Source organism: Curtobacterium sp. GC_Cur_3, assembly GCF_026544205.1.
Lineage (GTDB): Bacteria > Actinomycetota > Actinomycetes > Actinomycetales > Microbacteriaceae > Curtobacterium.
The window spans coordinates 40311-59783 of the sequence record NZ_JALNUI010000024.1 but is presented as its reverse complement, the minus strand read 5'-3'; the positions used below and the strand labels follow the sequence as shown (position 1 = coordinate 59783).

General features: G+C 71.6%; 15 protein-coding genes. 13 read left to right on the top strand and 2 right to left on the bottom strand.

Annotation, left to right across the window (positions count from 1 at the left end; translation table 11 throughout):
- Nucleotides 1-98 precede the first annotated feature (98 nt).
- Entirely contained in the window at nt 99-1013 is a 915-nt protein-coding gene (locus OXR63_RS13460) for a metallophosphoesterase (RefSeq protein WP_267424069.1), read from the bottom strand.
- A gap of 49 nt (nt 1014-1062) precedes the next feature.
- On the opposite strand from OXR63_RS13460, the gene OXR63_RS13455 reads away from it, so the two are divergent.
- From OXR63_RS13455 to OXR63_RS13395, 13 genes are all read left to right on the top strand, one after another.
- Nucleotides 1063-2064: a threonine aldolase family protein gene (locus OXR63_RS13455; RefSeq protein WP_267424067.1), complete on the top strand. Its 1002-nt coding sequence runs from the start codon at nt 1063-1065 to the stop codon at nt 2062-2064.
- Nucleotides 2065-2192: 128 nt separating this feature from the next.
- The gene (locus OXR63_RS13450; protein WP_267424065.1) at nt 2193-3632 is read left to right on the top strand and encodes a DUF4832 domain-containing protein; all 1440 of its coding nucleotides are present in this window, start codon (nt 2193-2195) and stop codon (nt 3630-3632) included.
- Nucleotides 3633-3785: 153 nt separating this feature from the next.
- A complete protein-coding gene (locus tag OXR63_RS13445; RefSeq protein ID WP_267424064.1) occupies nt 3786-4292 on the top strand; it encodes a hypothetical protein in 507 nt (168 codons plus the stop codon).
- 35 nt (nt 4293-4327) lie between these two features.
- Entirely contained in the window at nt 4328-5332 is a 1005-nt protein-coding gene (locus OXR63_RS13440; protein ID WP_267424062.1) for a LacI family DNA-binding transcriptional regulator, read from the top strand.
- A gap of 95 nt (nt 5333-5427) precedes the next feature.
- Entirely contained in the window at nt 5428-6528 is a 1101-nt protein-coding gene (locus tag OXR63_RS13435) for a LacI family DNA-binding transcriptional regulator (protein WP_267424060.1), read from the top strand.
- A gap of 489 nt (nt 6529-7017) precedes the next feature.
- A complete protein-coding gene (locus tag OXR63_RS13430) occupies nt 7018-8337 on the top strand; it encodes an ABC transporter substrate-binding protein (protein WP_267424058.1) in 1320 nt (439 codons plus the stop codon).
- A gap of 79 nt (nt 8338-8416) precedes the next feature.
- Nucleotides 8417-9271, top strand: coding sequence for a carbohydrate ABC transporter permease (locus OXR63_RS13425; protein WP_267424080.1), 855 nt, complete (start codon nt 8417-8419; stop codon nt 9269-9271).
- A complete protein-coding gene (locus tag OXR63_RS13420; protein ID WP_267424056.1) occupies nt 9268-10146 on the top strand; it encodes a carbohydrate ABC transporter permease in 879 nt (292 codons plus the stop codon). Before OXR63_RS13425 ends, OXR63_RS13420 begins: the two co-directional genes overlap by 4 nt.
- A gap of 112 nt (nt 10147-10258) precedes the next feature.
- Nucleotides 10259-12556, top strand: coding sequence for a family 78 glycoside hydrolase catalytic domain (locus OXR63_RS13415; RefSeq protein ID WP_267424054.1), 2298 nt, complete (start codon nt 10259-10261; stop codon nt 12554-12556).
- 49 nt (nt 12557-12605) lie between these two features.
- Nucleotides 12606-13778 carry an L-rhamnose isomerase gene (gene rhaI / locus OXR63_RS13410; RefSeq protein ID WP_267424052.1) on the top strand — a complete coding sequence of 391 codons (1173 nt, stop codon included), beginning with the start codon at nt 12606-12608 and terminating at the stop codon, nt 13776-13778.
- 4 nt (nt 13779-13782) lie between these two features.
- The gene (locus OXR63_RS13405) at nt 13783-15870 is read left to right on the top strand and encodes a bifunctional aldolase/short-chain dehydrogenase (RefSeq protein WP_267424050.1); all 2088 of its coding nucleotides are present in this window, start codon (nt 13783-13785) and stop codon (nt 15868-15870) included.
- A gap of 4 nt (nt 15871-15874) precedes the next feature.
- The gene (locus tag OXR63_RS13400; RefSeq protein WP_267424048.1) at nt 15875-17365 is read left to right on the top strand and encodes a rhamnulokinase; all 1491 of its coding nucleotides are present in this window, start codon (nt 15875-15877) and stop codon (nt 17363-17365) included.
- An 86-nt stretch (nt 17366-17451) separates the two neighbouring features.
- Complete coding sequence (locus OXR63_RS13395) at nt 17452-18684, top strand: alpha-hydroxy acid oxidase (protein ID WP_267424079.1); 1233 nt, start codon at nt 17452-17454, stop codon at nt 18682-18684.
- 112 nt (nt 18685-18796) lie between these two features.
- On the opposite strand, the gene OXR63_RS13390 is transcribed toward OXR63_RS13395, so the two are convergent.
- Nucleotides 18797-19402 carry a hypothetical protein gene (locus tag OXR63_RS13390; protein WP_267424046.1) on the bottom strand — a complete coding sequence of 202 codons (606 nt, stop codon included), beginning with the start codon at nt 19400-19402 and terminating at the stop codon, nt 18797-18799.
- Between the last annotated feature and the right edge of the window lie 71 nt (nt 19403-19473).

Genomic DNA, 19473 nt, shown 5'->3' with positions numbered 1-19473 from the left:
GCTCCGGCTTACACGAGAACCGGGCGGTCGTCCCGGACGCCCGGGGTCCTCACGGGCACGGCACGCGTGCGTCGAGCACCCGGAGGGGCCGCCGCGCGTCAGTGCGCCCCGGCGACCTCGATGATCCGCGCCACCGAGGCCGCGTCGTGGTGCACCGCGATCGTGTCGGACGCGGGCACGGGCACCCGGACCGGCGTCGACCAGAGGGTGGCGTCCTCGGCGAGGTCCACGACGAGCGCTCCGGTCCCGACGTAGGCCGACTCCTCGCCGTACGGACCGATGACGTCGGTGTCGTTCGCGACGCCGGGCGCGACGAGCACCGGCACGCCACCGACCGAGCCCGCGGAGTGGTGGTGGTAGTGCCCGGCGAGGACGACCCGCACGTCGCTCCCCCGCACCGCGTCGGCCAGGTCACCGGGGTTCTGCAGCTGCAGGGCGGCGTGCAGGGCGGTCGGGGCCGGCAGCGGCGGGTGGTGCAGCACGACGACGGAGCCGTACGGCGCCGGGTCCCCGTCGAGCGCCGCGCGGAGGTGGTCGAGCGACTCGGCACTGATCGAGCCGTACCCGGCGCCCGGGACGCTGGTGTCGACGGTGACGACCCGACGGCCGGCGACGACCGACTGCCCGCGGACCGGGACCGTCGGCGGCTGGTGCTCGAGCGTGTGCATGAGCGGCGAGCCACCCTCGCCCAGGACGTGCCCGTTCGCGAGCACCTGCCGGAAGCCCTCGCGCTGGTCGTGGTTGCCCGGCACGACGACGAGCGCGGCACCGTGGCGGGTCGCCCAGTCACCGACCCGGTCGCGGAGCGCCTGGTACGACTCCCGCGAGCCGTCCTCGGACAAGTCACCCGAGACGACGACGAGCCCGACGCCCTCGACCACCTCGAGCCGGTGCAGCAGCGTCTCGAGCGCCGCGGTGGTGTCGACCGTGCCCTGGTGGAGGGCGCCGTCGCCGGTCAGGTGCGTGTCGGACAGGTGCAGGATGCGGAGGGCTCCGGGAGCGGGTGGCTGCATGGGGCCAACGCTAGCCGCGGCGCCCGACGCAAGCCGCTAGCGTTGTCGGGTGATCGACCTGCGCTCCGACACCGTGACCCGCCCCACCCCCGAGATGCGCGCCGCGATGCTCGACGCCGAGGTCGGCGACGACGTCTACGGCGAGGACCCCGAGACCACCCGCCTCGAGCAGGACGTCGCTGCCCTGCTCGGACACCCGGCGGGGCTCTTCACACCGTCCGGCTCGATGGCGAACCAGCTCGGCCTCCGGCTGCTCGTCGGTCCCGGCGAGGAGCTCGTCGCCGACGTGCAGGCCCACGTGGTCCGTGCCGAGCTCGGTGCCGCCGCGGTGTTCTCCGGCATCACGACCCGCACCTGGGCGTCCGAGAACGGGCGGCTCGTGGCCGAGGCCGTGCGGGACATCGCCGAGCCGAACGCCGGCGCGTACTCGGTGTCGACGACGGCGATCGCCCTCGAGAACACGCACAACTTCGGCGGCGGGACCGTGCAGCCGCACGACGAGGTGCTCGCCGTGCAGGCCTTCGCGCGCGAGCACGGCATCGCCCTGCACCTCGACGGGGCACGCCTGTGGAACGCGCACGTCGCCTCCGGTCGTCCGCTCCACGAACTGGCCGCCGGCTTCGACACGGTCTCCGTGTGCCTGTCGAAGGGCCTCGGTGCGCCCGTCGGGTCGGTGCTGGTGGGGTCAGCCGAGCACATCGCGGCCGCACGGCTCTGGCGGAAGCGGTACGGCGGGGGCATGCGGCAGACGGGGATGCTGGCGGCCGCCGGACGCTTCGCCCTGCGCAACAACGTCGACCGGCTCGCGGACGACCACGCGAACGCGCGCTTGCTCGCCGCTGCACTCGGTGTCGACCCGGCGACGGTCGACACGAACATCGTCTTCGCCGAGGTCGCCGACCCGGCCGCGTTCGTCGCCGAGGCCGCGGCGCGCGGTGTGCGGCTGATGCAGCTGGGCCGGACGAAGGTCCGCGTGGTCACGCACCTCGACGTCACGCGGGACGACGCCGAGCGCGCCGCGGAGGCCCTCGCCACCATCGCTCGCCAGTGACTGGTCCGCGCACTGCTCTTGCGCACTTCTGATCGGTTGACGTACCTTCTCACCAGAATCACGCAGGATCGCCGCGATCAGGGGTCGCGGTGTCGAGGTCCACGCGTGACCGAGAAGGGGTCTCCTCCATGCTCCACCACCGCATCGTCGCGGGGGCTGTCGCAGCCGCTGCCGCTCTGACGCTCGCCGTCCCGACCGCCGCCTCCGCGGCGACGGCGACGCACCGCCCACCGTCGCACTCGTCGACGGTCTCCTACACGGCGAGCGACGCCGTGATCCCGAACCCGGAGCGTGGCTTCGACCACACCACGGCGACGCACTACCGCGCCGACGGCACCGGCTACACGCCGCTCGACCTCGCGACGCTCCGCTCCTACCGCGCCGAGGGCGTCACGCAGATCGTGCGGGTCTTCTACATGGAGGCCTTCGTCGACCAGGCGAAGCTCTCGCCCGCGTGGTTGAAGCTGGTGCAGCGGGACTACGACACCGCGCGCCAGGCCGGCGTCGGCGTCATCACCCGCTTCGCCTACGTCCAGGGCGGCGACTACCCGTACTCCGCACCGTACGGCGACGCCGACCTGCCGACCGTGCTCGGGCACATCAAGCAGCTCACGCCGCTCCTCCGCCGCAACGCCGACGTCATCCCGACCCTGCAGGAGGGCTTCATCGGCCTCTGGGGCGAGGGCTACTACACCGACCACTTCGCCAGCGACCCGTCGAACCCCGGCGTCCTGACCGAGGCCGACCAGGCCGCACGCCGTCAGGTGCTGCAGGCCGAGCTCGCCGCACTGCCGGGGAGCCGCTCGGTGCAGGTCCGGACCATGGCGACGAAGCAGGCAGCACTCGGTCTGCCGTCGGGCACGGCCGGTGCGCTCACGCCGGCCCAGGCCCACGACGGCTCCGCGAAGTCCCGCGTCGGCCACCACAACGACTGCTTCTTGGCCTCGCCCGACGACTTCGGCACGTTCCTGTCCGACCCGCTCTCGCTCGACCAGGACTACCTGGCGGCGGACTCGCGGTACGTGCCCGTCGGTGGCGAGACCTGCACCGTGAACCCGCCGCGCTCCGAGTTCCCGTCCGCCTCGGCCGAGATGGCGAAGTACCACTACAGCTACCTCAACCTGGACTACAACCAGGACGTGCTCGCCACGTGGGGTGACGCCGGCATGACCGAGACCGCCAAGCGTCTGGGCTACCGCTTCACCATGACGAAGAGCACGGTCACCACCGGCCGCACGCCGTCCGTCTCGGTCTCCGTCCGCAACGACGGCTGGGCCGCCCCGTACAACGCCCGCCCGGTGCAGGTCGTCCTGACCAACGGGAAGCGGACCGTCTCCGTGCCGGTGCGCACGGACGTCCGCTCCTGGCAGCCGGGCCAGACGGTCACCCTGTCGGCACCGCTGCGCGGTCTGCCGAAGGGCACCTGGTCCCTCGCGCTGGCCATGCCGGCAGCCGAGCGCAGCATCGCCGGCAACCCGGACTTCGCGGTCCAGACCGCGAACGTCGGAACCTGGGACGCGAAGACGGGTCGGAACCAGCTCGACCAGACCGTCACCGTCGGTCACTGACACCACCCCACCGGACTGGAGGCGCGCCTCCAGTCCGGTGGGACCGTCCCGCCACCGGGGTGAGACCCGCCAGCCGACCGGGGGGACAACCCCACCCAGGAAGCGGGTGACGGCCGTGTTCCACCGGTCGCATGTCGGTTCGAGGATGGTCTCATGACCGAGAACGCATCCCCCGCCACCGCCCGTTCCGAGCGCTCCGCCCTGACCTCCGGTCTCGCCGTCCTCGGGATGGGCCTCATCGTCGCCACCCTCACCGGGTGCAGCCTGCTGGAGCCGTACCAGAAGGAACAGCAGCACCACTACGACACGTACTCCGACGCCCCGTCGAAGGCGGACTCGGAGGACCTGGCCTGGTTCATGCCGGCGTGGGTCCCCTCGGACGCGGAGGACATCGACGTCCGCCTCGACACCGAGGAGCCCGGGTACGTCATCGCCTTCGACTCCGCCGCGGGCGTCGACACCGCTGCCTGCACGCCCCTCGACGGGCCCCACGGTGGCCCCGCGATGTCCGCCGGCTTCCTGCCGGACCACCTGCCCACCACCGGCCTGCACACCTGCGGTGACGGACGTGCCACGGTCGAGGTCGACGGCCGCTGGTACGGGTGGACCACCGAGGAGCCCGTCGCGGCCGACACGAACGACACCCTGCGGACCGACTGACGCCCCACGGGCACTCCGACTGTCAGGATGACCGCATGACGGTGAGTGTTCGAGAGGTCGCGGCACTCGCCGGCGTGTCCCTCGGCACGGTCTCGAACGTGCTGAACCGTCCCGAGAAGGTCGCCCCCGGCACCGTCGTCCGGGTGCAGAACGCCATCGCCGAGCTGGGCTTCGTGCGCAACGACTCCGCCCGACAGCTCCGTGCCGGGCGGAGCTCCACGGTCGGGCTCATCGTGCTCGACGGCGGCAACCCGTTCTTCACCGACGTCGCCCGCGGAGCCGAGGACGCCGCGATGTCGAAGGGCCTCGCCGTCCTCATCGGGAACTCGGACGAGTCCACCGACCGCGAACGCACCTACGTCGACCTCTTCGAGGAACGCCGTGTCGCCGGGCTGCTCATCTCCCCCGCCGGTGACGACCTCTCCCGGCTCGCACGGCTCCGCGACCAGGGCACCGCCGTCGTGCTCGTCGACCGCCGGGCCGACGACGAGCCGTTCGCCTCCGTGTCCGTCGACGACGTGGCGGGCGGCCGGATCGCGGTCGAACACCTGCTCGCGATCGGACGACGCTGGATCGCGTACGTCGGCGGACCGTTCGGCATCCGCCAGGTCGTCGACCGGCACGCGGGAGCCCTCGCCGCGACCACCGCCGCGGGCGCGTCCCTCGAGGTGCTGCCGACGACGTCGCTGTCCGTGCTCGAGGGCCGTCGCGTGGGCGAGGAGCTCCAGCGCCGCCCCGCGTCCGAGCGGCCGGACGCCGTGTTCGCCGCGAACGACCTGGTCGCGGTCGGGCTCGAGCAGGCCTTCGTGATGCGCGGCTCCGTCGCCGTCCCGGAGGAGATCGCCATCGTCGGCTACGACGACATCGCGTTCGCCGAGGTCGCCGTCGTGCCCCTGACGTCGGTCCGGCAGCCGGCGCAGGACCTCGGCCGACGGGCGATCGACCTGCTGGTGCGGCAGGTCGAGCAGGGGCAGGACATCGAGCTCGAACAGGTGGAGTTCACGCCGGAGCTCGTCGTGCGGCAGTCCACCGTGCGCTGACCGGCCCCGCGCTGCGTGCTGCCCGGCTGCGCCTGTGGGCCCGGCTGCGCCCGCGCCGCCCGGCTGTGCCTACGCGCGCCGTCTACGATCGTGGGATGGCCCAGTCCCCGCGTCGTGACGGGCCACCCAGCGTCCACCACGTCGCCGCGCGGGCCGGGGTCTCGTTGGCCACGGTCTCCAACGTGCTGAACCACCCGGAGCGCGTCCGCCCGGCCACCGCCGAGCGGGTCCAGACCGCGATCGCCGAGCTCGGGTACACGCCGAACCGGAACGCCCGGGCCCTCGTCGCCGGCAGCAGCCGCGCGATCGGCCTCGTCGTCATGTCGCTCCGCAACTCGCTGTTCAGCGACATGGTCAGCGGCGCCCAGCTTGCCGCCCGGGCACAGGACCGCACCCTGCTCATCACGAGCAGCGAGGACGACCTCCGCGCGCAGGGCGACCACCTGGCGTCCCTCGAGAGCTCCCGGGTCTCGGGGATCCTGCTCGCCACGATGACCGAGTCCCGCGACCAGGTCGAACTCACCCGCCGCCACGGCCGGCCCGTCGTCTACGTGAACTACGAGCCGAGCGAGGTCGACGCCTGCTCCGTGATCGTGGACAACGAGCAAGCGGGCTTCATCGCCACCGAGCACCTCATCGCCCAGGGGTGTCGACGCATCGGGTTCGTCAGCGCCCGGCTCGACCTGCAACCGGTGCACCGGCGGCGGGCCGGGGTCCTCCGCGCCGTCGCCGCCCACCCCGGGGTGACCCTGGTCGACGTCGACGCCGGGGGCATCGACCCACCCGGGGGCACCGACGCCGGGGCCCGGGTCGCGCGGATGCCGGCGGACGAACGGCCCGACGGGGTTCTCGGGGTGACCGACCTGCTCGCGATGGCGGTCGTGACGGAGCTCCGGGCCGCGGGCATCCGCGTCCCCGAGGACATCCCGGTGTCCGGGTGCGACCACAACTCGATCGCCTGGGGTGGGGCCGTGCCGCTCACCTCGGTGACGATGCACGGCGCCGAGATGGGCGCAGCGGCCGTGGAGCTGCTCCTCGCCGAGCTCACCGACGCTCCCGAGACGCACGTGCACCGGACCGTGGTGATCGGCAGCGAGCTCGTCCCCCGGGAGAGCACGATCGGTCGCTCGGCTGCGGCGGCTGCGGCCCGGGCGGCGGCCTGCACCCCGAGCGACCTGCGGCGTACGGAGCCCTGACCGCGCGGTCCTTCCCATAACGCCCGCGATGGGAAGCGGTGTGCCGTGCCCGATCTGCGCGTTCCTTCCCCTGACGCCCGCGATGGGAAGCGGTGCGCCGTGCCCGATCTGCGCGTTCCTTCCCCTGACGCCCGCGATGGGAAGCGGTTCCGCGCGTTGGTGGTGGGAACGAACGACCCCCTACGCGCGATTCGACCTCCCACGCGGAATTCGACCCTCTACGCGGGATTCGACCTCCTGCCCGGGGTCGACCGCCCACGCGCGATTCGACCTCCCGCGCGGGATTCGACCCCCGACGCGCGGTTCGACCACCCGCACCGACAACACCGCGCGACACCGATCTCGCCCGGGCGATTGACACGCTTCAATCCTCGTGGTTCCATTCCGATTGAAACGTTCTAACAGCACCAGCCAGGCACCGCGACGATGCGGTGTCCGGTCCGTTCCACCCGGGCGTCCCACCACCCGGGCCCTTACGAGGAGGTAAGGATGTCAGCTCGTTCCCTGACCACCCGGCTGCTCGCCATCGGCGGCGCCACGGTCCTCATCGGCGGTCTCGCCGGCTGTTCGTCCGGCGGCTCGGCCGACACCGGCGGCGGCAAGGTCCAGATCACCTACCAGGCGGACAACTCCCCGGCGACCGCCGCCACCGCGAAGCCGCTCATCGCCGCGTTCGAGAAGGCGAACCCGGGCGTCACCGTCAAGTTCGACACCCGACCGCAGGGCACCGAGGGCGACAACCTCGTGAAGACCCAGCTGTCGACGGGCGAGATGGCCGACGTCTTCAACTACAACTCCGGGTCGCTGATGCAGGCGCTCAACCCGGACAACACCCTCGTGGACCTGTCCGACCAGAGCTGGACGAAGGACGTCGACAAGCAGTTCACGAAGGTCGTCAGCACGGACAAGGGCGTGTACGGCGCCCCGATCGGCACCAGCTTCGGCGGCGCGGTCATGTACAACAAGAAGGTCTACGCCGACCTCGGGCTGAAGGTGCCCACCACGTGGGACGAGTTCATCAGCAACAGCCAGGCGATCAAGGACGCCGGCAAGGTCACCCCGGTCATCCAGACCTACGGCGACACCTGGACCAGCCAGCTGTTCGTGCTCGGCGACTTCGCCAACATCACGGCGCAGCAGGCGAACTGGGCGTCGAAGTACACCGCGAACAAGGAGTCCTACGCGAAGGACCCGGCCCTCGCGGGCTTCGACCACCTGGCCGAGGTCGAGGCGAAGGGCCTCGTGAACGAGGACTTCGCCTCCGCCACCCAGGCGAACGGCCTGAAGATGCTCGCCGACGGCACCGGGGCGCAGTACCCGATGCTGACGAACGCCATCTCGACCCTGCAGCAGGACAGCCCGGACGCGGTCGACGACATCGGCGCCTTCGCCCTGCCGGCCCAGGCCGCCGACGACACCACGCTCACAATCTGGGAGCCGAACGGCCTGTACATCCCGAAGACGACCGAGGGCGACAAGCTCGCGGCGGCGAAGAAGTTCATCGCCTTCGTCAACTCGTCGAAGGGCTGCGCGATCCAGAACGACACCGGGACGCCCGGTGGCCCGTACGTCATCTCCACGTGCACCCTGCCGGACGACGTGCCGGCGATGCTCGGTGACCTCCAGAAGTACATCGACGACGGCAAGGCGACGCCGGCCCTGGAGTTCCTCTCCCCGATCAAGGGCCCGAACCTCGAGAAGATCTGCGTGCAGGTCGGCTCCGGCATCTCGACCGCGGCCGTGGGTGCCAAGCAGTACGACCAGGACGTCGTGCAGCAGGCCCAGCAGCTCGGCATCAAGGGCTGGTGACGACGTGACCGCGACGCTCACGACGGCGGTGGCCCCGCCGCAGACGACGAAGGCAGGACCGGGTCCGGCCCGCAGCAGGATGCGCTCGTTCTACCCCGCGTGGTTCTTCATCCCCGCGATCGCGCTGTACGTCGTGTTCTTCGCGGTCCCGACGTTCGCCGGCTTCTGGTTCGCCCTGACTCGCTGGACGCTGTTCGACCAGACCTTCATCGGCTTCGACAACTTCGTCCGGTTCTTCCAGGACCCGCAGCTCGTCTCCGGGTTCGTGCACACGTTCGAGTACGGGTTCGTGACGAGCGCGGCGAAGGTGGTCCTCGGACTCGCCCTCGCTCTGCTCCTCACGTCCCCGGTGCTCGGGCGCGGCTACCTCCGGGCGGTCGTGTTCTTCCCGGTGCTCGTGTCGACGATCGGCATCGGCATCACGTTCAAAGCCCTGCTCGACCCCTTCCACGGGATCGTGAACGGGCTGCTCGGTTCGGTCGGCCTCCCCACCCCGGGGTGGCTGACCGACCCGGCCCTCGCCCTCTGGAGCGTCGCCGCGGTGGACGTCTGGAAGGGCGTCGGCATCGCGACGCTCATCTTCATCGCGGGGATCGTCGCGATCCCCCAGGAGTACTTCGAGGCCGCCAGGGTCGACGGCGCGAGCGCGTGGACGATCTTCAAGAACATCACCCTGCCGTTGTCCCGGCCGGCGATGGGCACCGTCGTCATCCTGTCGCTCATCGGAGGGCTGCGGTCCTTCGACCTCATCTGGGCGATGACCGGCGGTGGCCCCGGCTTCACGAGCGACGTCATCGCGAGTGTGATCTACAAGCAGTACCAGGCGGGCTTCTACGGCCTGTCGACCGCGGGCAACGTCGTGCTCTTCGTCGTCGTCACCGCGATCATGGTGCCGGTCTCGTGGCTGCTGAACCGGAAGGAGCCGGAGCTGTGAGCGCCCTCGCCGCGTCCCGTCCGGCCACGGCACCGCGGCGCCGACACCCCGGCACCGTCCGCCGGTGGGTCATCGGCATCGTCGCCATCGTGGTGTCGTTCGTCGTGTTCCTGGTGCCGTTCGTCTTCGTGCTGCTGCAGGCGGCGAAGTCCCCGGCCGAGGCGAACCAGCTCGGCTTCACCCTGCCGACCGACTGGCAGCTGTGGCAGAACCTGCGGGCGGTGTTCCAGAGCGGCGAGTCCGGCATCGTCCGGGCGTTCGTGAACAGCGCCGTGCTGACCGTCGGCAGCGTGCTCATCATGGTGGTCTTCTCCGCGATGGTCGGCTACGTGCTGCAGCGTCGCCCCGGCCGGTGGAACGGCGTGGTCAACTTCTTCGTCCTCGCCGGGCTCATCGTCCCCCCGGCGATCGTCCCGACGATCTGGGTGCTGCAGGGGCTCAACCTGTTCAAGACGATGGGCGGGATGATCCTCATCGAGGCCACCTTCGGCCTGTCGTTCTGCATCCTGCTCTTCCGGGCGTTCGTCGCGACGATCCCCAAGGAGCTCGACGAGGCGGCCGTGCTCGACGGCGCCGGACCGATCCGCCTGTTCTTCGGGGTCGTCCTGCCGCTGCTCAAGCCGGTCATCATCACGGTCGTGCTCGTGCAGTCCGTCGCCGTGTTCAACGACTTCGCGAACCCGCTGTACTTCCTGCCCGGGTCCGAGAACGCCACGGTCCAGCAGACGCTCTACGCGTTCCAGAGCCAGTCCGTCAGCCAGCTGAACCTGCTGTTCACCGACGTGCTGCTGATCACGATCCCCCCGCTGATCCTGTACGTCTTCTTCCAACGCCAGATCGTCGCCGGCATGACCAGCGGCGCCGTCAAGGGCTGACGCCCACCCCGGCCAGGAGGGTCGACCCGCCCCGCGCAGGTCGGCCCACCACCGCCGGACCCACCGACACAACGACGCGGCCGTCGACGACGACGGCCGCCGGAAGGACACCATGACCACCTGGACCGCACCGTTCATCGCGGCCGACTCCGACGCCGAGTCCGGCAGCGCACCGATCCTCCGTCGGGAGTTCACCCTCGACGACGGCCACGGTGCCGTGACCGCGGCGACCCTCGACGTCAGCGCCCTCGGCGTCGTCGAGGCCTGGCTCGGTGGCACCCGCGTCTCGGACCACCTGCTCGAACCCGGGTGGACAAGCTACGAGTGGCGCATCCGCGTCGTCTCGCACGACGTCACGGAGCACCTGACCGTGGCACCGGGGAGCGCTGCGGTGCTCGCGCTGGTCCTCGGCCGCGGCTGGGCTGCTGGTCGGCTCGCGTGGGGCGGCGGTGGCGGCTGGTACACGGACGAGCGCGCCGGGTTCGCCGAGCTGCACGTCACCTTCGCCGACGGCCACGAGCAGACCGTCGCGACGGACACCGACTGGCAGGCGCTGCCGAGCCCGATCACGGACGACCAGCTCTACGACGGCCAGGACGTCGACGCCCGGGTCGACGACACGACGTGGAAGCACCCGGGGCAGCTCGAGCACGCGGCCGGCGTCCACACCGTGTCGATCGGCGACCGCGAGCTCGTCGCCGACACCGTGCCGCCCGTCCGGCCCCTGGCGGAGCTCGCCCCGGTCGACGTCTGGACGAGCCCGTCCGGCGCCACCCTCGTCGACTTCGGCGTGAACCTGGTCGGCTGGGTGCGCGTCACGGCATCGGGCCCCGCCGGCACGGTCCTGACGCTCCGGCACGCCGAGGTCCTCGAGCACGACGAGCTCGGCACCCGCCCCCTGCGCACCGCGAAGGCGACGGACCACTTCACCCTGAGCGGCAACGGCGCCGACACCCCCGACGTGTTCGAGCCCCGCTTCACCTTCCACGGGTTCCGGTACGCCGAGGTCGACGGGTGGCCGGGCTCGCTCGACGACCTCCGCGCGGCCGTCACCGCCGTGCAGGTCGGCAGCGACCTCACCCGCACGGGCACCTTCACGTCGAGCCACGACCTGCTGAACACCTTCCACGAGAACGTCGTGCGGGGCATGCAGGGCAACTTCCTCAGCGTCCCGACGGACTGCCCGCAGCGCGACGAGCGACTCGGGTGGACGGGCGACATCGCCGCGTTCGCCCCGACCGCGTCGTACCTGTTCGACACCCGGGCGTTCCTCGGCGACTGGCTCCGTGACGTCTGGCTCGAGCAGCAGCACGCCGACGGGGTCATCCCGTTCGTCGTGCCCGACGTGCTGAAGTACTCCCCCGCCGAGGACTTCGGCGTCCCCGACGCCACCGCGATCTGGTCGGACGCCGGGGTCTGGGTGCCGTGGACGCTGTACCAGGCGTACGGCGACACCGCGGTGCTCGAGGAGCAGTTCGACTCGATGGCCGCGCACCTCCGCCGGATCCGCGACCACCTCTCGCCGCAGGGCCTCTGGGACACGGTCTTCCAGTTCGGCGACTGGCTCGACCCCGACGCCCCGCCGGAGGACGCCGCGAAGGCGAAGGCCGACCCCGGCGTCGTCGCGACGGTCTGCGCGTACCGGTCGGCGACGCTCGTCGCCGAGGCGGGCGCCCTGCTCCCCGGCCACGAGGCGGAGACGACCGAGGCCCGGGAGATGGCTGCGAGCCTCCAGGCCGCGTTCCGGGAGCACTACGTGACGGACGGCCGCATCAGGTCGGACTGCACCACGGTGTACGCGCTGGCGATCGTGTTCGGGATCCTCTCGGACGAGGACACCCGCGCGGCGGGCGACCGGCTCGCCGAGCTGGCGGCCGAGTCCGGGTACCGGATCTCGACGGGCTTCGCGGGGACGCCGTTCATCACGGACGCGCTGACGCAGACCGGGCACCTCGACGACGCGTACCGGCTGCTGCTGCAGACGGAGTGCCCGTCGTGGCTGTACCCGGTGACGATGGGGGCGACGACGGTGTGGGAGCGCTGGGACTCGATGCTGCCGGACGGCACGATCAACCCGGGCGAGATGACCTCGTTCAACCACTACGCACTCGGTGCCGTGGCGGACTGGATGCACCGGGTGGTCGGTGGCCTCGCGCCGCTGACGCCCGGGTACGAGACGGTGCTCGTCGCGCCGCAGCCCGGTGGCGGCCTGACCTGGGCGGAGACGACGCTCGACACCGTGCACGGGCACGTCGCCGTGCGGTGGGAGCTGGCCGACGAGGCACTCCTGGTGCGGGTGACCGTGCCGGAGGGCGTCACCGCGGTGGTGCGCCTGCCCGGGCTCGAGGAGCAGCGGTTGGCGGGCGGCACGCACGAGCTGCGGGCGCCGGCGGCGGTCCCGGTGCACTGATGACCCGGCCGCAGCAGCACGAACCAGTCGCACACGAGGAAGTGACACGATGACATCCACCCCGAGCTTCGCCGGCATCGCCGACCAGCTGACACGCCAGCAGATCGAACTGCCGTCATGGGCCTTCGGCAACTCCGGCACCCGCTTCAAGGTCTTCACCACGCCGGGCACCCCGCGGGACCCGTACGAGAAGATCGCCGACGCCGCGCAGGTGCACCGGTACACCGGGCTCGCCCCGACGGTCGCGCTGCACATCCCGTGGGACCTCGTCGACGACTTCGCCGACCTGCGTCGTCACGCCGAGGACCACGGCGTGCGGCTCGGGACGATCAACTCGAACACCTTCCAGGACGACGACTACAAGTTCGGTGCGCTCACCCACACCGACGCCGTCGTCCGGCAGAAGGCCATCGACCACCACCTGCGCTGCATCGACGTGATGGACGCCACCGGCAGCCGCGACCTGAAGATCTGGCTCGCCGAGGGGTCGAACTACCCCGGCCAGGCCGACATGCGCGAACGCCAGGACCGCCTGCACGAGTCGCTCAGCACGATCTACGGCCGCCTGGGCGACGACCAGCGCCTGGTGCTCGAGTACAAGTTCTTCGAGCCGGCGTTCTACCACACGGACGTCCCGGACTGGGGCACCAGCTACGTGCAGACGAGCGCCCTCGGCCCGAAGGCGATGGTCTGCCTGGACACCGGGCACCACGCCCCCGGCACGAACATCGAGTTCATCGTGATGCAGCTCCTGCGCCTCGGGAAGCTCGGGAGCTTCGACTTCAACTCGCGCTTCTACGCCGACGACGACCTGATCGTGGGCGCCGCCGACCCGTTCCAGCTCTTCCGCATCCTGGTCGAGGTCATCCGCGGCGGCGGGTACGACAACGCGGACGTGGCGTTCATGCTCGACCAGTGCCACAACGTCGAGGACAAGATCCCCGGGCAGATCCGCTCGGTGCTGAACGTGCAGGAGATGACGGCCCGGGCGCTGCTGCTCGACCGCGTGGCCCTCACCGCGGCACAGGAGGCCCACGACGTCCTCGGTGCGAACGAGGTCTTCATGGACGCCTTCCAGACCGACGTCCGGAAGGACCTGGCGGCCTGGCGCGAGTCGCGCGGGCTGCCGGCGAACCCGATGCGCGCCTACCTCGACTCCGGGTACCAGCAGTCGATCGCGGCCGACCGCGTCGGTGGCGTCCAGGCGGGCTGGGGTGCGTAGGGACATGACGATCAACGACCTGGAGGCACGGGTGGACCCCGCACCGCACGGCACCGACGCAGACGCGACGGTCGCGGCGCTCGTCGCGCGCTCGAACGCGCTCGGCTCCGACCCGCGGATCACGAACTACGCGGGCGGCAACACGTCCGCCACGGGCACCGACACCGACCCCGTGACGGGCGAACCGGTGGAGCTGCTCTGGGTGAAGGGCTCCGGGGGCGACCTCGGCACGCTCACCCCGGCGGGCCTCGCCGTGCTGCGGCTCGACCGGGTCCGGGCACTGCAGCAGGTCTACCCGGGCGTCGAGCGCGAGGACGAGATGGTCGCCGCGTTCGACCACTGCCTGTTCGGGAAGGGCGGCGCTGCCCCGTCGATCGACACCGCGATGCACGCCCTCGTGCGGGCTCAGCACGTCGACCACCTGCACCCGGACGCCGGCATCGCGATCGCCACCGCGGCGGACGGACCGGCGCTGACCGAGCGCGTCTTCGGCGAGAAGGTCGTCTGGGTGCCGTGGCGTCGACCGGGGTTCCAGCTCGGGCTCGACATCGCCGCCGTCGAACGTGAGCACCCCGAGGCGATCGGCACCGTCCTCGGCGGCCACGGCATCACGGCGTGGGGTGCCACGAGCGACGAGGCCGAGGCGAACTCGCGCTGGATCATCGACACCGCGGAGCGCTACATCGCGGCCAACGGGAAGCCCGAGCCGTTCGGCCCCGTGCGCCCCGGGTTCGAGGCCCTGCCGACCGAGGAGCGCCGGGCACGTGCCGCTGCCCTCGCCCCGACGATCCGCGGCATCGCCGGGCACGACACGCCCGTCGTCGGACACGTCACGGACACGGACGTCGTGCTCGACTTCCTGGCGTCGGCACGGGCGGAGGAGCTCGCCGCCCTCGGCACCAGCTGCCCCGACCACTTCCTCCGGACGAAGGTGAAGCCGCTGGTCCTCGACCTGCCCGCGAGTGCCTCGGTCGAGGACGCGGTCGCGCGCCTGCACGAACTCCACGAGCAGTACCGCGCGGACTACCAGGCCTACTACGACCGCCACGCTGACGAGGACTCCCCCGCCATCCGCGGCGCCGACCCGCTCATCGTGCTCGTGCCGGGCGTCGGGATGTTCTCGTACGGCAGGGACGCCCAGACCGCACGGGTCGCCGGCGAGTTCTACACGAACGCGATCAACGTGATGCGCGGCGCCGAGGCGCTCAGCACCTACGCCCCGATCGACGAGGCCGAGAAGTTCCGCATCGAGTACTGGGCGCTCGAGGAGGCGAAGCTCCGGCGGATGCCCGCCCCGAAGGTGCTCGCGACGCGCATCGCCCTGGTGACCGGGGCCGCGTCGGGCATCGGCAAGGCCATCGCGAAGCGCCTCGCGGCCGACGGCGCCGCGGTCGTCATCGCGGACCTCGACCTGACGAAGGCCCAGGCCGCCGCCGCAGAGATCGGCGACACGGACCGAGCGATCGGCATCGCCGCGGACGTCACGAGCGCCGCGGCCATCGAGCGGGCGGTGCAGGAGACGCTGCTGCACTTCGGCGGCCTGGACCTCGTCGTGAACAACGCCGGGCTCTCGCTGTCCAAGAGCCTCCTCGAGACCACCGAACAGGACTGGGACCTGCAGCACGACGTCATGGCGAAGGGCTCGTTCCTGGTGTCGAAGGCGGCCGCGAAGGTGCTCATCGAGCAGGGCCTCGGCGGCGACATCGTGTACATCTCGTCGAAGAACTCGGTGTTCGCGGGGCCGAACAACATCGCGTACTCCGCCACGAAGGCCGACCAGGCGCACCAGGTCCGGCTCCTCGCGGCCGAGCTCGGCGAACACGGCGTCCGCGTGAACGGCATCAACCCCGACGGGGTCGTCCGTGGCTCGGGCATCTTCGCGAGCGGCTGGGGTGCGAACCGGGCGAAGACCTACGGGATCGACGAGCAGGACCTCGGCGCGTTCTACGCCCAGCGCACGATCCTCAAGCGGGAGGTCGTGCCCGAGAACGTCGCGAACGCCGTCGCGGCGATCTGCACGGCGGACTTCTCGCACACCACCGGGCTGCACGTGCCCGTCGACGCCGGCGTGGCCGCCGCGTTCCTCCGGTGACGCGATGACCACGGGCGGCAGCGTCGCGGCGGTGGACCTCGGCGCGACGAGCGGGCGCGTGGTGGTCGGGCACGTGGACGCCGACGGGGTCCGGATGCAGCAGGTCGCCCGGTTCCCGAACGGCCCCGTCACGCGCACCGAGGACGGCCGCGACACGCTGCACTGGGACGTCGAGGAGCTCGAACGCCAGGCGCTCGACGGGCTCCGCGTCGCGTTCGGGCGGTCCCCCGACCTCGCCAGCATCGGCATCGACTCCTGGGCGGTCGACTACGGCCTGCTCCGCGACGGGCAGCTGCTCGGACCGCCGATGCACTACCGCGACGACCGGCACGAGCGCGGCGTCGGGATCGTGCACGCCAGGATGGGTGCCGCCGAGCTCTACGCCCGCAACGGCCTGCAGCACCTGCCGTTCAACACGCTGTTCCAGCTCGCGGCCGACCCCGCACGCGGACGAGCCGACCGGGCGCTCCTCGTCCCCGACCTGCTCGGCTCCCGACTCACCGGGGTCGAGGCCGCCGAACGCACGAACGCCTCGACGACCGGTCTCCTGAACGCGACCACCCGCGCGTGGGACCCGGCGCTGCTGGCCGCCGCGAGCCTCCCGTCCGGGTTCCTGGCCCCGCTCCGTGACCCGGGTGACCGGCTCGGCCCCCTGCTGCCCGCCGTCGCGGCCGCCGTCGGCGCCGGAACCGGTCGACGCGGTGCCCAGGTCACGCTCGTCGGGTCGCACGACACCGCGAGCGCGGTCGTCGCGGTCCCCGCGACCGAGTCCGACTTCGCCTACATCTCCTCCGGCACCTGGTCGCTCGTCGGCGTCGAGCTCGAGGCGCCGGTCCTCACGGACGCGGCCCGGACGGCGAACTGCACGAACGAGGGCGGCGTCGACGGCCGGGTCCGGTTCCTGAAGAACGTGTCCGGCCTGTGGCTGCTGTCCGAGAGCGTCCGGACCTGGGAGCGGGACGGCTCCACGATCGACCTGGAGGCCCTGCTCGCCGCCGCCGCGGCCGTCACCACCCCGGTCCCCGTCTTCGACCCGTCCGACGCGTCCTTCACCCCGCCGGGTGCCATGCCGTCGCGCATCGCTGCGTGGTGCGCCGACCACGGACTGCCCGCTCCGCGGGGCCGCGCCGAGGTCGTGCGGTCCATCCTGGAGTCGCTCGCTGCGGCCTACGCGGACACCCTGCGGACGATCATCGCGGTCACCGGGAAGGACATCCGGCAGGTGCACGTCGTCGGCGGCGGCTCGCAGAACCGCCTGCTCTGCCAGCTGACCGCCGACCGGACGGGGCTGCCCGTCCTGGCGGGGCCCGTGGAGGCCACGGCGCTCGGCAACGTCCTGGTGCAGGCTCGGGCTGCCGGGCTCGCCGACCTGGGCGGAGCGTCGCTCGAAGCCCTCCGGGCGATGGTCGCCAGGACCGTCGAACCCGTCCGGTACAGTCCGCGACCAGGACACCCAGCAGATCGACCCACCACGAGACAGAGGACGTCCGCATGACCTCGACCGACGACCAGCACCGCGTCGACCCCGCGACCGGGGCACCGGCAGCGACTCCCGGCACACCGTCGACCGCGCGGACGCCGATGAAGCGGCAGCTGCCGACGGTGCGCGACCTCGCGCCGCTCATGCAGTTCCGGAAGCCGGACCTCAACGCCCGACGTCGTCGGCTGGAGAACGCGCTGACGATCTGGGACCTCCGGGCGATCGCCGAGCGACGGACACCGCGGGCCGCGTTCGACTACACGGAGGGCGCCGCCGAGGCCGAGATCTCCCTCGCCCGGGCGCGACAGGCGTTCGAGGACATCGAGTTCACGCCAGCGGTCCTGCGCGACGTGTCGACGGTCCGCACCGACTGGGACGTGCTCGGCGCTCCGGTGGCGTACCCGTTCGGCATCGCTCCCACGGGCTTCACGCGGATGATGCAGACCGAGGGCGAGCGTGCAGGAGCACGGGCCGCCGGCCGCGCGGGCATCCCGTTCGCCCTGTCCACGATGGGCACCACCGCGATCGAGGACGTCCGCGACGCCAACCCGCACGGGCGCAACTGGTTCCAGCTCTACATGTGGAAGGACCGCGAGAAGTCGATGGCGCTGGTGTCCCGCGCCGAGGCCGCCGGGTTCGACACGCTCCTGGTCACCGTCGACGTGCCCGTCGCGGGAGCGCGGCTCCGCGACAAGCGCAACGGGTTCTCGATCCCGCCGCAGCTCGGCGTCAAGACCATCGTCAACGCGATCCCCCGCCCGTGGTGGTGGTTCGACTTCCTGACGACCGAGCCGCTGGCGTTCGCCTCGCTCGACCGCTGGTCCGGCACCGTCGGGGAACTCCTCGACCACATGTTCGACCCGACCGTCACCTACGAGGACCTCGCCTGGATCCGCACGCAGTGGAAGGGCAGGATCGTCGTGAAGGGCGTGCAGTCCCTGGCGGACGCCAAGCGCCTGGCCACGATGGGCGTCGACGGGATCACCCTGTCGAACCACGGCGGACGCCAGCTCGACCGCGCCCCGGTCCCGTTCCACCTGCTGCCCTCCGTGGTCAAGGAGGTCGGCATGGACACCGAGGTGCACCTCGACACGGGCATCATGTCCGGCGCGGACATCGTCGCGGCGGTCGCGCTCGGCGCCCGGTACACGATGGTCGGTCGCGCGTACCTCTACGGTCTGATGGCCGGGGGCGAGGCCGGCGTCGACCGGATGATCCAGATCCTGTCCGAGCAGATCGAGCGGACCATGCGGCTGCTCGGTGTCGCGTCCCTCGAGGAGCTCGAGCCCGGCCACGTCACCCAGCTGCAGCGCCTGGCCCCGATCCCCCGCTGAGCCCGGTGGTGGCGGCGCTGGCGGGACGACGACGTTCGGATTCGGCGGTGACGGATCTGGTTCTCGCACCCCGAGGATCGCGAACCAGATCCGTCACCGCCGCGGATGCGTCCTACGGTCGGGGTGCCTCGTCGCCGGGCAGGGTCCAGACGGCGCCCGCCGTCGGCTGCGGCGTCCCGGGAGTCGAGCCCACGGGAGCCGAGGTCATCGGGCGGCGGCGCAGTTCCTCGAGCGACGCGTCGAGGTTCCGGAGCGCCCGGCGGGTCTCCCAGACGGAGTAGACGCAGAGCCCGGCGAACAGCACGAGGAACAGCCACCAGACCGGGCCAGCCGAGATCGCCAGCGTGACGCAGGTCACGGCGAACAGCACGAACACGACCGGGACCACCCAGCGGTTGCGGCGGTACCGGACCCGGTAGCGCTCGAGCTCCGGGATCCACGTCGCGGTGTCAGCGTCTGCCGGCACTGCGCCGGTGCGGATCGTGCGCTGCATCGCCGTGACGGCGTCGGCGCCTCCGGCCTTCCGACGCCGGACGGCGATCAGGATGCCGAACACGACGGTCATGCCCGTGGCGTAGAACAGTGCGCCGATGAGCCGCGCGAGCACGTGCTCGTGCGAGGAGTCCCCCGCCAGTCCGATGAGGAAGTACAGCCCGCCGACCACGACGAACATGATCGGCAGCAGTGCCGGGAGCGGCAGACGCCGAATGCGATCCATGTGAGGTCCTCTCATTCGAAGACGAGCCTGCCCGTCCTGGGTCGGCAGTGCCTGGGAAGGTGGGCCACACG

Bases quoted from the DNA above. Each gene is read 5' to 3' on its own strand.
- OXR63_RS13390 (WP_267424046.1), bottom strand. From the start codon at position 19,402: ATGGATCGCATTCGGCGTCTGCCGCTCCCGGCACTGCTGCCGATCATG.
- rhaI (WP_267424052.1), top strand. From the start codon at position 12,606: ATGACATCCACCCCGAGCTTCGCCGGCATCGCCGACCAGCTGACACGC.
- OXR63_RS13435 (WP_267424060.1), top strand. From the start codon at position 5,428: ATGGCCCAGTCCCCGCGTCGTGACGGGCCACCCAGCGTCCACCACGTC.
- OXR63_RS13440 (WP_267424062.1), top strand. From the start codon at position 4,328: ATGACGGTGAGTGTTCGAGAGGTCGCGGCACTCGCCGGCGTGTCCCTC.
- OXR63_RS13450 (WP_267424065.1), top strand. From the start codon at position 2,193: ATGCTCCACCACCGCATCGTCGCGGGGGCTGTCGCAGCCGCTGCCGCT.
- OXR63_RS13425 (WP_267424080.1), top strand. From the start codon at position 8,417: ATGCGCTCGTTCTACCCCGCGTGGTTCTTCATCCCCGCGATCGCGCTG.
- OXR63_RS13395 (WP_267424079.1), top strand. From the start codon at position 17,452: ATGAAGCGGCAGCTGCCGACGGTGCGCGACCTCGCGCCGCTCATGCAG.
- OXR63_RS13460 (WP_267424069.1), bottom strand. From the start codon at position 1,013: ATGCAGCCACCCGCTCCCGGAGCCCTCCGCATCCTGCACCTGTCCGAC.
- OXR63_RS13400 (WP_267424048.1), top strand. From the start codon at position 15,875: ATGACCACGGGCGGCAGCGTCGCGGCGGTGGACCTCGGCGCGACGAGC.
- OXR63_RS13445 (WP_267424064.1), top strand. From the start codon at position 3,786: ATGACCGAGAACGCATCCCCCGCCACCGCCCGTTCCGAGCGCTCCGCC.
- OXR63_RS13405 (WP_267424050.1), top strand. From the start codon at position 13,783: ATGACGATCAACGACCTGGAGGCACGGGTGGACCCCGCACCGCACGGC.
- OXR63_RS13415 (WP_267424054.1), top strand. From the start codon at position 10,259: ATGACCACCTGGACCGCACCGTTCATCGCGGCCGACTCCGACGCCGAG.
- OXR63_RS13430 (WP_267424058.1), top strand. From the start codon at position 7,018: ATGTCAGCTCGTTCCCTGACCACCCGGCTGCTCGCCATCGGCGGCGCC.